Below are 17,607 nucleotides of genomic sequence, written 5' to 3' on the forward strand. Positions count from 1 at the left end.
GCGCGGGCCTTCAGCTATTTTTTCGATAGCAATTGCAGGCCGGCGCCAATGCCGGTATGGTGCCTTCGCATGAACGCACCAACACCCTCCCCTGCCGATGCGCTGGCCGCTGCCGGCGGCGACGACGCGCGCTTTCACAGCTACCAGCCGCGCCAGGGCCACGGCCTGCCGCACGACCCCTTCAACGCCATCGTGGGGCCGCGCCCCATCGGCTGGATCAGCACGCAGAGCGCTGCGGGTGTGCGCAACCTGGCGCCCTACAGCTTCTTCAACGCCTTCAACTACGTGCCGCCCATCGTGGGCTTCGCGAGCATCGGCGCCAAGGACACGCTGGCCAACGTGCAGGCCACCGGCGAATTCGTGTGGAACCTGGCCACCCGCGATCTGGCCGAGGCCATGAACCAGACCTGCGCGGCCGTGCCGCCCGAGGTGGACGAATTCACGCTCGCGGGCCTCACGCCTCTGGCCTCGTCGCTGGTGGCCCCGCCCCGCGTGGCCGAGAGCCCGGTGGGCTTCGAGTGCCGCTGCACACAGATCCTGCAGCTGCAGGGCGCCGACGGCGTGCAGGTGCCGACCTGGCTGGTGCTGGGCGAGGTGGTCGCCATCCACATCGACCGGGCGCAGCTCAAGGACGGCATCTACGACACCGCCAGCGCTGGCCACATCCTGCGCGCGGGCGGCCCGGCGGACTATTTCACGGTGGGGCCGGAGCAGCTCTTCAAGATGTACCGGCCACGCTGAGCGGCTGGCCGAGCGGTGGGCGCGCCGGCGTGGCTTATGCTCGCGCCCGGCATGCCGCCCGCCCCTGGCCTGGGGTGAGTGGCAACAACCACATCACATCGCATCACAGGGAGAACCGACACCATGAACGCCACCCGCATCGTCGCCATCGCACTCATCGTTGCCGGCGCCCTGGGCCTGGCCTACCGCAGCTTCAGCTACACCAAGGACACCACGGTGGTGAAGATGGGCCCGCTGGAGATCTCGGCCAAGGAACAGGAAACCGTGAACATCCCGCTCTGGGCCGGCATCGGCGCCATCGTGATCGGCGGGGTGCTGCTGGTGGTGGGCGGGCGCAAGTAACCCCCTGCGCGCAAAGCGCCGCACCCCTGCAAGGGCGCGTGCGTTAGGGGGCTTCCTCGTCTCCAGCGCCCAGCGGCAGCGCGATGCCCGAGGCGGCGAACACCTCGCGCACCACGCCCAGCGCGTTGAGCGCGGCCGGAAAGCCCGCGTAAACGGCCATCTGCATCACCACCTCGACGATCTCCGCCGGGGTGCAGCCCACATGCAGCGCGGCATGCACATGCACGCGCAGCTGCGGCAGGGCGTGGCCCATGGCGCTCAGGGCCGCCACCGTGGCCAGCTCGCGTTCGCGCAGGCCCAGCGCGGGCCGGGCGTAGATGTCGCCGAAGGGGAACTCCACCAGCAGGCGGGCGAAGTCGGGAAAGGACTGCGCGAGCTGTTCCACGACGGCGAGGCCGGCGGGGCCATCCACCTGGTGGAGCATGCGGGCGCCGCGCTCGTGGCGCAGGCCGCCGTCGGCTTGAGGAGGCATCGGCGTGCCTTCTTCTGCGTGGCGGGGCCGCGAGGTGGGGGATGGATGTCGCATGCAAAGCTCCTGGGGGATGGGTTGGATGCGAATGTAGAAAGCCCGGCGCCGCCTGGGAAAGACCGATTTGGTGATACCTTTTCGGTATGTCTGCCAAGCTCGATTCCCGCTCGCTCGCCCTCTTCCTCGCCGTGGCCGAAGCGCAGAGCTTCCGCCAGGCTGCCGAGTCCCTGTACCTTTCGCAGCCGCCCCTGAGCCGCGCGATCCGCGCGCTGGAAGCGCGCCTGGGCGCGCCGCTCTTCGACCGCCACCCGCATGGCGCGAGCCTCACCGAAGCCGGGCGCCGGCTGCTGCCCTATGCGCGCGGCGTGGCCGATCTGCTGCGGCAGGCCGAGGCCGCCTTCCAGGGCGCCGCCGTGCCGTCCACGCTGCGGCTGGGGCTGACCAGCTCGGCCGAGCCGGCCTGGTTCCGCGGGCTGGCCGATCGCGTGCAGGCGCTGCAGCCCGGGGTGATGGTGGCCGTGGCGTCGGACACGTCCCCGCGCCTGGTGCGGCGCGTGCGCGCAGGCCAGCTCGACGCGGCCTTCATCGCGCTGCCCACCGATGTGCGCGGGCTCGACGTGCTGGAGTTGGACCACCTGCCCATGGTGGTAGCGCTGCCCTCCGCGCACCCGCTGGCCCGGCGCCGGCTGCTGCGGCTGGCCGACCTGGCGGCGGAACCCGTGTTCTGGTTCGAGCGCGCCCGGCAGCCTGCTTTTTATGACCACTGCCAGCAGGTGTTCGAGCGGCACCGCTTCGCGCCGCCCAAGCTGCACGAGCCGGCGGACCACCACGTCCTGCTGGCCGAGGTGGCGGCCGGCCGGGGCATGGCGCTGCTGGCCAGCTCCTTCACCGGATTGCGGCGGACTGGCGTGGCCTACCGGCGTTTGGCCGAGGGCGATGCGCTGGCCCTCGGCATCGGTCTCGTTACGCCGTCCGGCCAGTCTGCGCTGCGCGCGCTGCTGTCCAGGGCCGGGGGCGTGATGCGGGCGTCGCACGCCGGACATCGAGACGTTGCCCAGCGGAAACCGATCTGATCGTCCCGGGGTGCGTAGCCTCGAAGGAGTGCGGCCTGGGCGATGCGACACCCGCTTCCAGGCTCTGTTGCCCAGAAGATCGTGAACACGTTCTCAGAGGAAGTTCCCGCCGTCGTCGTCGAAGGCCGGGCCGCTGTCGTCGGGCAACCAGCCTGCGTCGCGGCTGTCGTCGTTGCCGCGGCTGTCGTAGAAATTCTCGTTGGTGATGTTCTGCACCACGGTTTCCTGTGGCAGCAACTCACCGCCGCCCAGCAGGCCATTGCCCACGGCGCTGCCGCGGTTGCCCAGCAGGTGTTCCAGCCCGTTGAACAGGAACATGCCGCCGGCCACACCGGCCGCCGCGCTGGCGGCGGTGCCCAGAAAGCCCGGCCCTGCAGGGGCGGCCGCAGCCGGCGCGCTGGCGTTGTTGCCGAACAGGCGGTCGCGCCAGCTCGGAGCGGGCGCCGGCTGCGCATAGCCCGCCGGGGAGGCTTGCGGCGGCATGGACGTGGGTTGCGCTGCGGCGGCGCCCGGGCCGTAGGCCTGCGACGGGGCGCGGCCGAAGCCCGGCTCCAGGTCGGCGCCGATGAAGCTGCGATGGCTGTCTGCGGCCTGCTGCAGCCGTGCGATTTCTTCCTGTGCATGCGCGAGGCCGCGCTCGAGCAGCAGGCAGCGCTGCACCAGCAGGTAGAGCGCGTCGGGCTGCGCGGCCAGCGCCTGGTGGATGCGGCTGTCGGCCTCGCTGTCCTTGATTGCCGGGCCGGCGTGGGCCAGGCGTTGCAGCAGGTCGTCGAGCAGCGGGCGTTCGTTCGGGGTCATCGTCACATTCCTTTGCCCGGTGGATGACGGGTATGTGCATCTGATCCCGCGTTCATTGGCGAGTTCCCGGCGCTGGCTCGCCATTGGGCGCGGCCCACAAAATCCAGCGAGGCGGTGCTGACCAGGCGCCACATCGAAGGCAGTACGGGCAGCCCTATGCGCCCGTCGGTCCCTGGTGGAACACCAGGTCCTCGACCGGCTGGCCGCCGACGAGGTGCTTTTCGATGATGCGGTCCATGTTCTCGGGCGTGACGTCGTAGTACCAGGTGCCGTCGGGCTGCACGCACATCACGGGGCCGCCCTTGCAGGCGGCGAAGCAGCTGACGCGGCTGCGCTTCACGCGCAGCTCGCCGTCGTTCAGGCCCGCGGCCTTGAACTTCTCGCCCAGGCTGTCGAACAGGGCCTGGGCCTGGCCGTCTTCCGCGCAGCGCGGGCCGGTGCAGATGAGGATGTGGCGGTGGTAGCTGCCGATCTTGGGTTTGACCACGACGCGCACGCCTTCGGGTGCGGCGGCTGCAGGGGCGGTTGTCGTGGGGATGTCGGTGCTCATGCTTCTTCCTCGGTGGTCGCAGCCTCGGCGATGACCAGCGGCTGGGCCAGCGTATCGCGGATGTAGTCGGCCGGCAGGCGGTGGCGCAGGGCCAGCGCTTCGATGCTCTCGCCGGCGGCGTGGTCGAGCTGCAGGTTCTCCAGCCAGCCGTTGAGGCCGGTGGAGAGCGAGCGGCCGGGGCGTTCGCCCTCGCGCGTGGCACCGCCGCCTTCCACGTCGTACTTGTTGGCGTAGCCGCGCGGCGTGACCATGAGGCCGTGCTGCACGATGGTGTTGCTGTTGCCGATGAGCACCGTGCTCAGCATGCCGATGTCGGCATCGCACATGGTGGCCAGGGTGGCGAACTCGATGCGTTCGCGGCGGCGGTAGGCGCTCTTGACGATGGCGACGGGCGTGTCGGGGCTGCGGTGGCGCAAAAAGAGGCGCTGGGCTTCCTCGATCTGGCGGGTGCGGCGGCCGCTCTTGGGGTTGTAGAGCGCGACGACGAAGTCAGCCATGGCGGCGGCATCGAGCCGGCGCGCGATGGTGGGCCAGGGCGTGAGCAGGTCCGAGAGGGAGATGGCGCAGAAGTCGTGCGTGAGCGGCGCGCCGACGCGGGCGGCGCAGCTGTTGAGGGCCGATGCGCCGGGAACGATCTCGACCTCGATGCCGCCGGGCTCGACCACGCCGTTCTCGTCGAAGGCGGGCGGCGTCCAGCCGGCCTGGAACAGCACCTCGAAGGTGGGGCCGGCCATGCCATAGACGCCCGCATCGCCCGAGGAGATGAGCGCGACCTTCTTGCCTTCGCGGGCGCGGGCCAGCGATTCGATGGCGCGGTCCAATTCCTCGGTCATGGACTTGCGGATGATTTCCTTGCCCTCGATGAGGTCGGCCACCAGCTTGATGTAGGTGACGTAGCCGATGATGGTGTCGGCCTCGGCGATGGCGGCGCGGGCGCGCGCGGTCATGTGGTCGGTGCTGCCGGGGCCGATGCCCACGAGCATGATCTTTCCTGCGGACATGTGCGTGTGTTCTTTTCTGTGGGGTGCGGGGTCAGAGGGCGGCGGCGGCGGCCGCAGCGGTGCGGGGCGCGGCGATGCGCTGCAGCGTGCCTTCGTCGATGCAGGCCGCCAGCCAGCGGCGGCCGCGCAGGCGCGTGGCGCCGAGGGTGATGGCGATGGTCAGCAGCGGCTCCACGGCCACGAGGCTGAGGTAGGACGCGGCGAACAGCGCCCAGTCGGCCACGGGGGCCGGGTCGCTGCTGATGGAGAGCCAGAAGCCGACCATGAGGGTGACGCCGGCGTAGTACAGGGCATCGAGCTTGAGCACGTTGGCGATGCTGATGCGTTCCAGGCGCTTGCCCAGGCCGTGGTGCACGGCGACCAGCGGCACGGCCAGGCTCAGGAAGTTGACGGCCAGGTGCGCCAGATCCTGCGGCTCGAAAACGAGGGCCTGGGCCAGCAGCCCCAGGCCGAAGCCGAACAGCGTGGGAATGAAGCCGAACAGCAGGTAGATGGGCATGGCGCCGACGAAGTGCAGCTCGGACGGGCCGATGGGCATGTGCCACACCTGCATCAGCGCGCTGAAGAAGAACGCGGCCAGCAGCGTGCGCAGCCAGGCCGTGGGGCTCTTGAGCAGGGGCAGCGTGTGCGCGGCCAGCAGCGCGGTGGCGGCGACGGAGGCATAGGCGATCTTGTCCTGCGAGAGGATGCCGATTTCGATATGCATGGTGGACCTTTCAGGGGTTGGGAGAAGAAGAGGAGCCCGCGGCGTGCGGGATGCGGGCGATGGACACGGTGGCGTTGCGCCCGTCGGGCCCGCGCAGGCGGTGCTTTTCGACCAGCAGGGCCGACGCATCGGCCGCGCCGGCCGCCAGCAGCGCGGCGGCTTCGCTGACCGACGGCGTGCCCATGTAGCGCAGCACGGTCTCGGACGGGTTGGGCACGGGCACGGCGGCCAGCTGCGCAGCGGCGTACCAGCGCAGCGGCCAGCCGTGGCGTGCGGCCAGCGAGAGGAAGGCGGCCTCGTCCCGCTTGGCCTCAATGCTTGCGGCCACGGCCACCTGGGCGATCTGCGCGCCGGCCTGGGCCAGCGCCGCGTGCAGGCAGGCTTCGACCGTGGCCTCGGGCGTGCCGCGGTCGCAGCCCAGGCCGATCGCCAGGCGCATGGCGTGTCCGGTGCTCACGCGGCGGCGTCCACGGGCGGGCGATAGACCACCAGGCGCTCGTGCCAGGCGGCCCAGCGTTCGGGCGCGACCTCGTCGTGGGTGATCCACAGCACGGCCTGGAAGCGGCCGGGCTCCACGCCGCTCCAGTCGGCGAGGCAGGTGATGTTGGCGGGCAGCGGCGTGGGGCGGTTCCACCAGTGCGGGCTGCCGGCTTCCTGCACGACGGCGATGGGCTCGCCGTTGACCACGTGGGCCGAGACGCGGGTGATGTTGATCTTGGGCGCCTCCACGCGCCAGCCCAGGTGGCGGCCGAGGATATCGACGGGAATGGTCTTGCCCACGTCGGACGCGGTGGTGAGCACCGGCGTGGCGCCGATCAGCGCGGCGATGCGCTCGCTCCATTCGTTGGCACCGCCCACATGGCCCGAGAGCACGGGGATGACGAACTGGCCGGCATCGTCCACCACCGTGACGCCCGGGTCTTCGTCCTTGGATTTCAGCACCGGGGCGATGAGGCGCACCACCGCGCCCAGCGAGACGAAGAAGACCAGCTGGTCGTACTGCGCGAAGAGCGGCGCGATCTCGTCGCGCAGCGCGCCTTCGTAGGCCCGCACGGTGTTGGGCAGGCCCTCGAAGGCGGCGGCGAACTTGGCGGCGGTGCAGACGTGGGCCTGGGGCACGTCGCGCGCCAGCTGCGCGGCCTGGGCGGCGCCGTGGCGGGTGATGGCGACGAGGCACACGCGCACCTCGCTGGCGGGCTGTGCGGGGGCGGAGAGCACCACGTCGGGGGTGGCGGGGGGGGGGGGCGTCATTCGGCAAGCTCCGGTTCGTCGTCGGACAGGGGTTGGCCCGCAGCGGCGGAGGCTGTGGCGGGCGAGGATTTCTTCAGGCAGCCCTTGATGCGCTCGCCGCGGATGCGGTGCGGGTTCTTCACCACCATGAGCGAGAGGTAGCTGACCTTGGTGCCGCGCAGCGCGGGGAGATCGGTGCCTGCCACACAGCGTTCGTCGGGCGCACCCACGCGCTCGATGAACTGGGTGTGGGGCAGCAAGGCGCGCCGCTCCAGCCAGTCGATGAGATCGTCCATGAGCGGCTTGACCTTCATCAGCACCAGGGTGTCGAAGTCGGGCAGCAGGCGGTCCACCGCGCTTACGCCGTAGGCGGCGGGCACGATGGCGATGGTGTCGTCCTGCTCGGCCAAGGGCATGCCGCGCGTGGCGCAGGCGGCGGTGAAGGCGTTCACGCCGGCGATCACGGGCGCCTCGATGCGCGCATCCAGCGCCCGCACGGTGCGCGCCAGGTGGCCGAAGGTGGCGTAGGTGCTGGCGTCGCCTTCCACGAGGAAGAGCACGTCCTGCCCGGCCTGCAGCCAGGGCAGGACGGTGTCGGCGGCGCGCATCCAGGCCCGGGCGAGCTTGTCGCCGTCGTGCGTCATGGGAAAGAGCAGCGTCTGGTGCGTCGCGGGCGGCGTCAATCCTGCGCGCTGCACGATGTCGAAGGCGTAGCTGGGCGTCTTGGTGCTGCGGGCCGGATAGGTCCACACGGCATCGCTGCGCTGTAGCTGCGCCCAGGCGGCGCGGGTGATGAGGCCGGGGTCGCCCGGGCCGAGGGAGACGCCGATCAGGCGGCCCAGGGGCCGGTTGTGCGGGGCCTGCTCCTGTGCTGGGGATGTTGTGGTCAGCTCGGTCATGCGCCCTCCTCCACGGCGGCGGCCGGTGCCGTGGCGCTGGCGGCCTGCGCGCAGACGATCCACACCGGGTTCTCGGCCGCCATGCGGTGCATGTGCAGGATGGGCTTGCTGCGCGCGGCCTGCAGCTGCAGCACGTCCCATGCGGCGCCGGCGGCCTGCAGGGCCTGCGTGGCGGCAGCGAGGTTCTCCAGCGTGACGAAGTTCATCACCAGCCAGCCGCCGGGGCGCAGGCGTTTGAGGCACAGCGCGATCAGCTCGGCCAGTTCGCCGCCCGAGCCGCCGATGAAGACGGCGTCCGGATCGGGCCAGGCATCGAGCCCCTCGGGTGCCTTGCCGTGCACCAGCGTGTGGTTGGAGACGCCGAAGTCGCGCACGTTGCGGCGCGCGATCTCCACGTCGCCCTCGTTTTTCTCCATCGCCCAGACATGGCCCTGCGGGCACAGGCGCGCGGCCTCCAGCCCCACGGAGCCGCTGCCCGCGCCGATGTCCCACACGCGGCTGGCGCAGCGCAATTGCATGCGGGCCAGCGAGACGGCGCGCACTTCCTGCTTGGTGATCAGGCCCTTGTCGGGCTGGCGCTGGTGGTAGGCCGCATCGGGCAGGCCGAAGCGCACCGCGTCGGGCCGCTGGCGGGTGCGCACCAGCAGCACCACGTTGGGGTCGGCAAACGGCTGCGCGGCGGCTTGGGCGGGCGCCATGTCGGCCCAGACGCGCTCGTCGGGCGTGCACAGGCGCTCGGCCACGCTGATCTGGAAGTCCTCGCCCAGGCCCTCGGCCACCAGCAGGCGGGCGATGCGCGCGGGCGTGTTGTCGGGGCTGGTGAGCACGGCCAGCCGGTCGTGCTGGCCCACGGCCTGGGCCAGCGCGTAGAGGCCGTGCGCGGGCGCAGCGCCCACGGCCCATTCGCCGGCATCCTTGGCGTGGACGGAGACGATGCGCGCATCCTGCCAGGCCAGGCCCAGCCGCGCGCAGGCCAGCTGCAGGGTGGAGACGTTGGGCATCACCTCCAGCGCCTGGATGCACAGGCGCGATGCCAGGTAGCTGGCGATGCCGTGGCAGAGCGGATCGCCCGTGGCCAGCACCACGCAGGCCTGCTCGGCGGCGCGGGCCTCGGCGATCCAGCCGGGCACGGACGAGAGGCAGCCGGTCAGGTCGCGCCGCACGGCGTGCGGGGCGATGTCGTCTTCCAGCAGCGCCAGGGTGCGCGTGCCGCCGATCACCAGGTCGGCGCGGCGCAGCAGCGCGAGCGCGGTGGCGCTGAGGCTGGCGGCGCCGTCGTCCAGCACGCCGATCACGCGGCAGGGCTGGGGGTCTTTTTCAAGCAGGTTGGTGGTCGTCATCGTCATGCGTTGGCGGCCGGCCCGGAGGCGGCCTCGGTGATCTTGCTGCCGTCGAAATCGCAGACCAGCACGGTGAGATGGAAGCGGTCGCCGTAGCGGTCGGGCGCCGTCAGCGTCTGCACGACGGCCTGGGCGAGCGCGTGGTGGAAGGGCTCGCCCAGGCCCAGGGCCTGCATGCGTTCGGCGCCGAAGCGCGCGGTCTCGGCCGCGGCGATCTCGGCGCAGACCTCGGGCGGCGCGCCCACGCGGGCGGCGAGTTCGGCCAGCAGCTGGGTATCGACCTCGGCGCGGTTGGCGTGGGTGATGGTCTCGCCCTGGGCGATCTTCGTGAGCTTGCCCACCATGCCGCCGATGACCACTTCGCGCAGGCCCTGCGCCACGGCTTCGTCGAGCGCATAGCGCAGGAAGTCGCCCATCTGCACGAAGCAGGCGGCGGGCAGTTCGGGCCGCTCCTTCATGGCGAACTGTTCGGTACGCCCGCCGGTGGTCAGCACCACCACGCCGTGGCCCAGCGTGGCGGCCACCTGCACGCCCTGCACCACGCTCGCGCGGTAGGCGGAGGTGGAATAGGGCTTGACGATGCCGGTGGTGCCGAGGATGGAGATGCCGCCCAAAATCCCTAAGCGCGCGTTCAGCGTCTTCTTGGCCATTTCCACGCCCTGCGGCACGGAGATGGTCACTTCCAGCCCGGCATGCTCCAGCAGCGGGCCGCCCACGGCGCGCACGTTGTCCTCGATGTTGCGGCGGGGCACGGGGTTGATGGCCGGGCCGCCCACTTCCAGGCCCAGGCCGGCCATGGTGACCGTGCCCACGCCGAAGCCGCCGCACAGAACGACCTCGCCCGCGCGGCCGGGCAGCACGCGCACGTCGGCGGTGAGGTGGGCCTTGTCGGTGCAGTCGGGGTCGTCGCCCGCGTCCTTGATGACCATGGCGTGCGCGGCCTGGCCGCCTTCGCCGGTGCCATCACAGTGGCCGTCGTTCACGGCGAAGCGCACCACGTCGCCGTTGGGCAGCAGGCATTCCACCGCCTCGGGCACGGCGCCTTCGACCAGGCCCAGCACGGCGGCGCGTGCGGCGGCGGCGGAGCAGGCCCCGGTGGTGAAGCCGGTGCGCGTGCCGCGGCGGACGGTTTTCTCCATCATGGCGGGTTCAGCCTCCGGCGGCGCCTGGTTGTTGCTGCTGTTGCTGCTTCTGCCGCGCCTCGGCCAGCGCCAGCAGCGCGTGCAGCGCGGCCACCACCAGGGTGGAGCCGCCCTTGCGGCCGCGGATGACGATCCAGGGCACCTCGGCCACATCGGCCATCAGGTCCTTGGATTCGGCGGCGGACACGAAGCCCACCGGCATGCCGACCACGAGGGCCGGGCGCACGCCCTCTTCGCGGATCAGGCGCACGAGTTCGATGAGCGCGGTGGGCGCGTTGCCGATGCCGACCACGGCGCCCTGCAGCAGCCCCAGCCAGTGCGCCTTGCGCATGGCCTGCACGGCGCGGGTGGTGTCCTCGGCCTGGGCCTGGGCGATCACGTCGGCGTCGCTGATGAACTGGTGTGCGCGCATGCCGAAGTGCGCCAGGCGCGGCTGCGAGAGGCCCGAGCAGATCATCTCCACGTCGGCCACCACGGGCGCGCCGCCGCGCAGCAGGGCGGCGATGCCGGCTTCCACCGCTTCAGGGTGGAAGTCGGTCAGGCCGTTGAATTCGAAGTCGGCGTTGGCGTGGATCATGCGGCGCACGATGGGCCACTGCTGCGCCGTGTAGGGGTGCGGGCCGGCCTCGGCGTCGATGATGGCGAAGCTGTCGTGCTCGATGGCCTGGCCGGCGCGCGTGAGCTGTTCGGTGACGGTGTTGACGGTGCTCATGCCGCGGCTCCGGCCGGCTGGGGGGCGGCGTGGCCGTGGTGGTGATGGTCGTGATCGTGGCCGTGGGAATGGCCGTGTTCATGGCCGTGTTCATGGCCGTGTTCATGGCCGTGGTCGCCGTGCCCGTGGGCGTGGTCATGTGCGTGGTCGTGCCCATGGTCGTGGCCCGGCTCGGCGCTCGCTGCGGCTGCGGCGGGCGCATGGGCGTGCGTGTGTTCGTGGCTGTGGCCGTGGCCCAGGTCGTGGGCGATCTCGCGGTACTTGCAGCCGTCGCAGGGCAGGCGGCTGTCGGGGAGGCCGGCCTGCAGGTCGGCCACGCGCTGCTCCAGCAGCGTGAAGATCTCGGGCTCCATGCCGAAGTGGGCGGACTGCGCGAAGCGCAGCTGCGGGTACTGCACGCGCAGGTGCTCCACCTGCCGGGCTATGCGCTGCATCAGCGTGCCGGTATAGAGGTAGTACGGCAGCACCACGATCTGCTTCATGCCCAGCAGCGCCTGGCGCTGCACCACGCGCTCCAGGCGCGGCCAGGTGATGCCGGTGAAGGCGATCTCGACCAGTTCGTGGTGGCTGTCTTCCTGCAGCCAGCGCGCCATCTTGGCGACGTCGCCGTTGGCCTGGCGGTCGGAGGAGCCTCGGCCCAGCAGCACCACGCCGGTGGTGGTGGGGTCGGGCATGTCCAGCTTCTGCATACAGCGGCGCAGCTGGCGCTGCAGGATCGTGAGGATGGGTTCGCAGGCGGTGAGGTGCGGTCCGTAGAGGAATTCGACGCCCGGGCAGTGCTCGCGCGCATGCTCGATGGCTTCGGGGATTTCCATCTTCACGTGGCCGGCCGCGTTCAGGATGAGCGGCAGCACCAGCACGCGGGTGCTGCCCTTGGCAGCCATCAGCAGGCCGTCGTGCAGGCCGGGCGGCGCGAATTCGATGAAGCAGACCTCGATGCGCCAGCCGGGCTGGCGCTCGCGCCACTGGCGCACGAAGGCGTGGATCTCGTCGTTGCCTTCGGGCTCGCGCGAGCCGTGGCCGATCAGGAGGATGGTGGTGGTCATGGTGCGGTCGGTTCGTGGGGTTCTTGGGGCGCAGCGGCCGGCTGGCTGGCGCGGCGGAAGCGGTGGGTGAAGCTCGCGTCGTAGAGCTTGGACTTGGCCAGCTCCTGCCACTGGCGCGCGCCCAGCGTGGGGCTGGCGATCACCATGGCCTGGCTGACGATGCCGGCGGCGCGGCAGCGCTCGCGGATGTCGGCCAGCGTGCCGCGCACGATGACCTCCTCGCCCGGCCAGCTGGCCTTGTGCACGACCAGCATGGGCGCGTCGTCCGCCCAGCCCGCTTCGCGCAGGCCGGCCTGCACCTTGTGCAGCAGCGTGATCGACAGAAAGATGCAGAGCGTGCAGTGGTGGCGGCCCAGCTCGGCCAGCGATTCGCCGGGCGGCATGGGCGTGCGGCCTTCCACGCGGGTGAAGATCACGCTCTGGGTGACCTCGGGCAGCGTGAAGCTTTCCACCGCCGCGGCGGCCGAGGCCATGGCCGAGGACACGCCCGGCACCACGCGCACCGGCACGCCGGCCGCATCGAGCGGCTGCACGACCTCGATCAGCGCGCCGTAGAGCGCCGGGTCGCCGGTCTGCAGGCGGATCACGGTCTCGTGCTTGTGGGCATGCAGGATGAGCCAGGCGGCCATCTGCTCGAGCGTCATGTCCTTGCTGTCGGCGATGGTGCAGCCGGGCGGCGCCCAGCGGGTGGCGGCCTCGTTGACCAGCGAGCCGGCGAACAGGATGGCGCCGGCGCGCTCGATCAGCGCGCGGCCCTTGACGGTGATGAGCTCGGGATCGCCCGGCCCGGCGCCGACGAACCAGACGGTGCCTGGCGCTCTCATGGATGGCGTGGCGCGGGCGAACGCGCGCTTGCGAAGGAAACTGGCATGGGACAACGACGATGGATGGCGGCAGGCTGCACCGCACGGGCCCGGACCCCTGCCTCCCCGCAGGTTCCGTGAAATGGTGTGCGGCGCTGTGCAAACGCCTTGCGCCTTGCGGCGCCGCACCCCCCTGTCGGCCGGTATCCGGGCTGGCGACGCTGGCGTGGGCCCTTCCCGGAAGCGCTGGCGGCTTCCAGTGGGCGTGATGTTCCACGCAGTCAAGGCGGCGCTCGTCGCCGTCCTTCGTCGCTTACCGTTGCGGGGGCAGCCCAGGTGGGGGAGCCGGCCTGGGCGGGCGGCTTCCTTCCTGGTTCCCGTTTAACTGCGCTGCCGCCAAAGAGGGCGGCCACGCGAGCACCAACGGGCGCGAGTATAAGACGCCCGACTGTCAGGGACACCATTGATGAGCCGTGCCGCCCTGGTGCCGTCTGGGTTGGGTGCTATTGATTTCGGAGCATTGGAGCCATGCGCGCCGTGCGGTCGCGCCGGGGTCCGGGGCTGGCGCGGTGTTGTGGCGCATCCGGGATGGCGTGAGGGTTGCCCCCCGGGCCGGGCCGCGAAGCGCCACAATCGCGGCACCCTCTCTGTCCAGCGAAATCTTCCATGCGCCGCCACTCTTACGCCCGCCGAGCCTTGACAGCCTGTTCGATTCCCGCGGCCCTGATGCTGCTCTGGGGCGTGAGCGGGCCCGCTCAGGCCGCCAATCCTGCCACAGCAGCGGCGCCCGACGGCTGCGCGGACGGCACCACGGTGACGATCGGCGCCAGCGCGGCCCATGCCGCAGCGACTGCCGCCTCTGCCGGTGCTGTTGCTGCTGCGGCGGCGGCTGCATCCGCGCCGGCCGCTGCCGCCAGCGATGCCGCCGTGGCCGCCGCGACCCCGGCCCCGGCCCCGGCGCTGCCGACGCTCTGCGGGCTGCGCAGGGCCGTCACGCCGGCCGGCGCTGCGGCGCCCGTGCCGGTCAACCGCTATATGGGCATCGAATACGCCAAGGCGGATCGCTTCAAGCCGCCGGTCATGCTCGCGCCCGGCGGCAACCTGGTGGCGCAGACGGTGCCCGGGCCCTTCTGTCCGCAGTCCCCGCGCCCGCAGATCCCGGTGAGCGCGCAGGACGAACGCTGCCTCTTCCTGAACGTCTTCACGCCCCAGGCCGCCGTGGGTGCAACGCAGCCGGCCCCGGGCCGCCTGCCGGTGCTGTTCTACATCCACGGCGGCGGTTTCACGCAGGGCAGCGGCTACCTGCCGCTCTACGACAGCCGCCGCAAGATCCTGACGGGCAACCTGTATGACGGCTCCTACCTGGCAGCGGCCGGCAACATGGTGGTGGTCACGCTCAACTACCGCCTGGGCGCGCTGGGCTTTCTCGCCATCGACGACCCGGTGGAGAACGCCGCCCTGGGCGGGCCGCTGCGCGGCAATTTCGGCATCCTCGACCAGCAGATGGCGCTGCAGTGGGTGCAGAAGTACATCGCCGACTTCGGCGGCGACCCGTCCCGGGTGACGATTGCCGGCGCCAGCGCGGGCGCCATGGCCACCGGCCTGCACCTCTTCGCCGCGCCGGGCAGCGCGGGCAGCTTCCAGGGGGCCATCATGCAGAGCAACCCGGTCGCTTCGCTCTACCGCACGACGGCGCAGGCGCAGAAGCTGGGCGACGTGTTCCTCGACGCGCTGTGCAGCCGGGTCACGGCCTGCGTGCGCGGGCGGCCGGTGCTGCAGCGCGCGACCACGGCGCAGATCGTCACTGCGCAGTCGGCGGGCGTCTTCGGCCAGCAGGCGTCTCCGCGTACCGCCGCGGCGCGCGAGGCCACGGCCCTGCCCCTGGCGCGGCTGCTGGGCGAGGCCTCGCTGCAGATCCACGACGGCCTGCCCTGGTCGCCCAACGTGGACGGCCGGGTCATCGTGGGCCAGCCGCTGTCCGGATTCGCCAGCGCGGCCGGCGTGCCGCCCAAGCCTTTTGTCTTCGGCATGAACCGCGACGAGGGCGCGGTGTTCGCCCATCTGGCCTATCTGCGGCTGGGCTCGGGGCTGGACCCGCTGAGCTTCAACCGCATCCTGATCTCGCAGGTCTGGCCCAAGGACGGCCAGACCATCCTCAACTACGACAAGGCCACCCAGGGCCGGCCGATGTACCCCTACCGCGCGCCCGGCGCGCCCGCGCCTGGCTTCATGAACGGCACGGCGGTGACCCTGGCCAGCCTGATCGACGACTTCGCGTTCCGCTGCGGCAACCTCGCGCTGGCTGGCCGCGCGGTGAAGCAGGCGCAAGCGGCTTCGGCTGCGGCGCCGGTGTTCGGCTACCTGTTCTCGCAGCCGGCCCTGCTCAACCAGTACTACGCGGGCCGGCCCGAGGCCGAGGTGGAGGCCTGCGCGCCCGGCAGCGGCAACGTCTGCCACGGCGCCGAGGTGCCTTATGTCTTCCACACCCTGGACGCTGCCTATGCGGCCTACATCCACGGCACCCAGCCGCCGCCGCCCGACAGCCAGGCGCTGACCAACACCATGAGCGCCGCCTGGGCCAGCTTCGTGAACAACCCGGCCCAGCCTGCGCCGTGGACGCCTTCGCCCGGCCGAGGCAGCGAGATCACCACCCTGCCCGGTGCCTGGACGCCCTACACCGGGCTCACCTCGTCGCTGGCGCAGTGGAGCACCGCCCCGGGCAGCCCGGCACGCATCAGCGCCTCGGCCATCGACTCGGCCTCGAACTGCTCGGCGCTGTGGGACAAGGTGGCGCCGATCTCGGGGCTTTGAGCGCCGGCTGAAGGTGTTGGCCGGCCCTTCGGCGGGGGGCGCCCCGGCGCAGGCATGCAGCGCGGGCCAGCGCAGGCGCTGGCGTGGTGCCCGTGCGAGATCTGTGCCGTGGAAGGCGCCTCCTCCAGGCGACGCACGCCGGCTCAGGGCGCCGTCGGGCCTGCGGGAGACTCGCCCCCGCCTTCGCCCAGCCGATAGATCCACACCGCATGCCTGCCCGGCGGCTGCAGCCGGGCGAAGGGCGTGGCGCCGGGCACCTCGAAGGCCAGGCTGACCAGCCAGCTGCCGGGTGCCATCTCGGCCTGGGCCTTGGCGGCGGCGCGGGCCATGCTCTCGGGCCGCTGGAAGAGATAGACCAGCTGGTAGCCGCCCCAGCCGGCGGCCCAGATGTCGCCGCGCCGCACGCGGGCCCAGGGGCAGCGCAAGGCGCAGAGCGCCCGTAGCGGCCAGCTCCATTCCAGCCCGTGCAGCCGGGCCTGCGGATAGGCGCGCCGCAGCGCGATGAGGCCGTCGCCCAGGCCGCAGCCCGCGTCCAGCACGGCGGCGCCTGCGGGCAGCGGGGCCTGCTGCGCGAGCCCCCCTAAGGCCGCATGCGGCGTGGGAAAGAGCGGCGCGTCGCGCCAGGCATTGAGCGGATAGACCAGCAGCAGCAGCGCCAGCGGCACCAGCCAGGCCCAGGCCGGCACGCCCGCCGCGGCGCCGGTGAGCGCGAGCGAAAGCGGAAAGCCCGCTGCGATCAGTGCGCGCCGCCACCAGCCCTGCCCCAGCAGGCTGGCCGCCGTGCCCAGGGCGCAGGCCAGGGCCAGCGCGGCGGCGGCCGGCAGCCAGCGCTGCAGGCCCGCGAAGGCCAGCCAGGCGCCGCTCCAGGCCAGCAAGGCTGGCAGGGGCCAGGGTAGCCGGCGCAGGCGTGCTCCAGGGGCTGCCAAGGGCTTGTGCGCCTTATCGGGAGGGGCTGGCGACGGTCAGGCGGCGGCTTCGGGGCCGCGCAGGCGCTCGATCAGGCCGTTGAGCGCGTCCAGCGAGCCGAACTGGATCGCCAGCTCGCCCATTTCCTCGGTCTGGCCGCCGCGCTTGACGCGCTTCTTGATGCGGATATCGACGGCGGCCATGAGCAGGTCGGCCAGCTCTTCTTCCACGCGCTGGAGGTCGCGCGACTTGCCGGCTTCCTTCCTGCCAGCCTGGGAGGGCGTGAGGCTGAATTCAGCGCCCAGCTTCTTCACCAGCGCCTCGGATTCGCGCACTGACAGCTTGCGCGCCGCGATCTGGTTGCCGGCCGTGATCTGCGCGGCCCGGTCCAGCGACAGCAGCGCGCGGGCATGGCCCATGTCAATGTCGCCGGCCATCAGCATGGTCTGCACCGGCTCGGCCAGGTTCAAGAGGCGCAGCAGGTTGCTGGCGGCGCTGCGCGAGCGGCCGACGGCCTGCGCGGCCTGCTCGTGCGTGAGGCCGAATTCGCGCACCAGGCGCGCCAGGCCCTGGGCCTCTTCCAGCGGGTTCAGATCTTCGCGCTGGATGTTCTCGATGAGCGCCATGGCGGCGGCGGCTTCGTCGGGCACTTCGCGCACCAGCACCGGCACCTCGGCCAGGCCCGCCAGGCGCGAGGCGCGGAACCGCCGCTCGCCCGCGATGATTTCGTACTTGCCGGCGTTCTCGCCCGACGCCAGCCGCCGCACCAGGATGGGCTGCATGATGCCCTGGGCCTTGATGCTCTCGGCCAGCTCGTAGAGCGCGCCTTCGTCCATGCGCGTGCGCGGCTGGTAGATGCCGGGCACGAGTTCGCTCAGCGCCAGTGTGCTGGGCAGGCCGGTATTGGCGGCGGGGGCTTCGGGCGCGGCGGCGGTGGCAGCGGCAGCGGCCGTGCCGGCCGGCAGCGGGTCGGCGACCTTGGGGCCGAGCAGCGCCTCGAGTCCGCGGCCGAGGCCCTTGGGTTTCTTGGTGGCCATG

Annotated in this window: 19 protein-coding genes and 1 riboswitch; of the genes, 4 read left to right on the plus strand and 15 right to left on the minus strand. The window is 71.7% G+C overall.

The annotated features are described in order from the left end of the window. Positions 1 to 48 precede the first annotated feature (48 nt). Positions 49 to 741, plus strand: coding sequence for a flavin reductase family protein (locus tag AC3A84_RS12625; RefSeq protein WP_487970001.1), 693 nt, complete (start codon positions 49 to 51; stop codon positions 739 to 741). A 123-nt stretch (positions 742 to 864) separates the two neighbouring features. Continuing rightward, complete coding sequence (locus tag AC3A84_RS12630) at positions 865 to 1,083, plus strand: hypothetical protein (RefSeq protein ID WP_487970003.1); 219 nt, start codon at positions 865 to 867, stop codon at positions 1,081 to 1,083. A 43-nt stretch (positions 1,084 to 1,126) separates the two neighbouring features. Here AC3A84_RS12630 and AC3A84_RS12635 read toward each other — a convergent pair whose 3' ends face one another. After that, positions 1,127 to 1,555, minus strand: a complete 429-nt coding sequence (locus tag AC3A84_RS12635) for a carboxymuconolactone decarboxylase family protein (RefSeq protein WP_487970004.1) — start codon at positions 1,553 to 1,555, stop codon at positions 1,127 to 1,129. 140 nt (positions 1,556 to 1,695) lie between these two features. Between AC3A84_RS12635 and AC3A84_RS12640 the strand changes: the two genes are divergently transcribed. After that, the gene (locus tag AC3A84_RS12640) at positions 1,696 to 2,625 is read left to right on the plus strand and encodes a LysR family transcriptional regulator (protein ID WP_487970006.1); all 930 of its coding nucleotides are present in this window, start codon (positions 1,696 to 1,698) and stop codon (positions 2,623 to 2,625) included. Positions 2,626 to 2,718: 93 nt separating this feature from the next. Here AC3A84_RS12640 and AC3A84_RS12645 read toward each other — a convergent pair whose 3' ends face one another. From AC3A84_RS12645 to cobM, 12 genes are all read right to left on the minus strand, one after another. Further along, positions 2,719 to 3,423: a DUF2076 domain-containing protein gene (locus AC3A84_RS12645; RefSeq protein WP_487970008.1), complete on the minus strand. Its 705-nt coding sequence runs from the start codon at positions 3,421 to 3,423 to the stop codon at positions 2,719 to 2,721. A 154-nt stretch (positions 3,424 to 3,577) separates the two neighbouring features. After that, positions 3,578 to 3,973, minus strand: coding sequence for a (2Fe-2S) ferredoxin domain-containing protein (locus AC3A84_RS12650; RefSeq protein WP_487970009.1), 396 nt, complete (start codon positions 3,971 to 3,973; stop codon positions 3,578 to 3,580). Next, positions 3,970 to 4,974 (minus strand): precorrin-3B C(17)-methyltransferase, encoded by a 1,005-nt coding sequence (gene cobJ / locus AC3A84_RS12655; protein WP_487970011.1) that lies wholly within the window; start codon positions 4,972 to 4,974, stop codon positions 3,970 to 3,972. Before cobJ ends, AC3A84_RS12650 begins: the two co-directional genes overlap by 4 nt. 31 nt (positions 4,975 to 5,005) lie before the next feature. Then, positions 5,006 to 5,680: an energy-coupling factor ABC transporter permease gene (locus AC3A84_RS12660; RefSeq protein WP_487970012.1), complete on the minus strand. Its 675-nt coding sequence runs from the start codon at positions 5,678 to 5,680 to the stop codon at positions 5,006 to 5,008. A 10-nt stretch (positions 5,681 to 5,690) separates the two neighbouring features. Beyond that, positions 5,691 to 6,119 (minus strand): cobalamin biosynthesis protein, encoded by a 429-nt coding sequence (locus AC3A84_RS12665; RefSeq protein ID WP_487970077.1) that lies wholly within the window; start codon positions 6,117 to 6,119, stop codon positions 5,691 to 5,693. A 14-nt stretch (positions 6,120 to 6,133) separates the two neighbouring features. Further along, positions 6,134 to 6,931, minus strand: coding sequence for a cobalamin biosynthesis central domain-containing protein (locus AC3A84_RS12670; RefSeq protein WP_487970014.1), 798 nt, complete (start codon positions 6,929 to 6,931; stop codon positions 6,134 to 6,136). Beyond that, the gene (gene cobI / locus AC3A84_RS12675) at positions 6,928 to 7,809 is read right to left on the minus strand and encodes a precorrin-2 C(20)-methyltransferase (RefSeq protein WP_487970016.1); all 882 of its coding nucleotides are present in this window, start codon (positions 7,807 to 7,809) and stop codon (positions 6,928 to 6,930) included. Before cobI ends, AC3A84_RS12670 begins: the two co-directional genes overlap by 4 nt. Further along, a complete protein-coding gene (gene cbiE, locus AC3A84_RS12680; RefSeq protein WP_487970018.1) occupies positions 7,806 to 9,149 on the minus strand; it encodes a precorrin-6y C5,15-methyltransferase (decarboxylating) subunit CbiE in 1,344 nt (447 codons plus the stop codon). The genes cobI and cbiE overlap by 4 nt, the downstream gene beginning before the upstream one ends. A gap of 2 nt (positions 9,150 to 9,151) precedes the next feature. After that, positions 9,152 to 10,291 carry a cobalt-precorrin-5B (C(1))-methyltransferase gene (locus AC3A84_RS12685; RefSeq protein ID WP_487970020.1) on the minus strand — a complete coding sequence of 380 codons (1,140 nt, stop codon included), beginning with the start codon at positions 10,289 to 10,291 and terminating at the stop codon, positions 9,152 to 9,154. Positions 10,292 to 10,298: 7 nt separating this feature from the next. Then, a complete protein-coding gene (locus AC3A84_RS12690) occupies positions 10,299 to 11,003 on the minus strand; it encodes a precorrin-8X methylmutase (protein ID WP_487970022.1) in 705 nt (234 codons plus the stop codon). Beyond that, positions 11,000 to 12,049 (minus strand): sirohydrochlorin chelatase, encoded by a 1,050-nt coding sequence (locus tag AC3A84_RS12695; RefSeq protein ID WP_487970023.1) that lies wholly within the window; start codon positions 12,047 to 12,049, stop codon positions 11,000 to 11,002. Before AC3A84_RS12695 ends, AC3A84_RS12690 begins: the two co-directional genes overlap by 4 nt. Then, positions 12,046 to 12,873, minus strand: a complete 828-nt coding sequence (gene cobM, locus AC3A84_RS12700; RefSeq protein ID WP_487970025.1) for a precorrin-4 C(11)-methyltransferase — start codon at positions 12,871 to 12,873, stop codon at positions 12,046 to 12,048. The genes AC3A84_RS12695 and cobM overlap by 4 nt, the downstream gene beginning before the upstream one ends. 160 nt (positions 12,874 to 13,033) lie before the next feature. Further along, positions 13,034 to 13,292: riboswitch (cobalamin riboswitch) on the minus strand. A gap of 256 nt (positions 13,293 to 13,548) precedes the next feature. Between cobM and AC3A84_RS12705 the strand changes: the two genes are divergently transcribed. Continuing rightward, the gene (locus AC3A84_RS12705; protein ID WP_487970027.1) at positions 13,549 to 15,663 is read left to right on the plus strand and encodes a carboxylesterase family protein; all 2,115 of its coding nucleotides are present in this window, start codon (positions 13,549 to 13,551) and stop codon (positions 15,661 to 15,663) included. 143 nt (positions 15,664 to 15,806) lie between these two features. Here the strand turns inward: AC3A84_RS12705 and AC3A84_RS12710 are convergent, their stop codons facing one another. Together AC3A84_RS12710 and AC3A84_RS12715 are read right to left on the minus strand one after the other, a co-directional pair. Then, positions 15,807 to 16,589, minus strand: a complete 783-nt coding sequence (locus tag AC3A84_RS12710; protein ID WP_487970028.1) for a class I SAM-dependent methyltransferase — start codon at positions 16,587 to 16,589, stop codon at positions 15,807 to 15,809. 36 nt (positions 16,590 to 16,625) lie between these two features. Next, positions 16,626 to 17,606: a ParB/RepB/Spo0J family partition protein gene (locus AC3A84_RS12715; RefSeq protein ID WP_487970030.1), complete on the minus strand. Its 981-nt coding sequence runs from the start codon at positions 17,604 to 17,606 to the stop codon at positions 16,626 to 16,628. Position 17,607 lies beyond the last annotated feature (1 nt).

This window comes from Paracidovorax sp., from assembly GCF_057642795.1.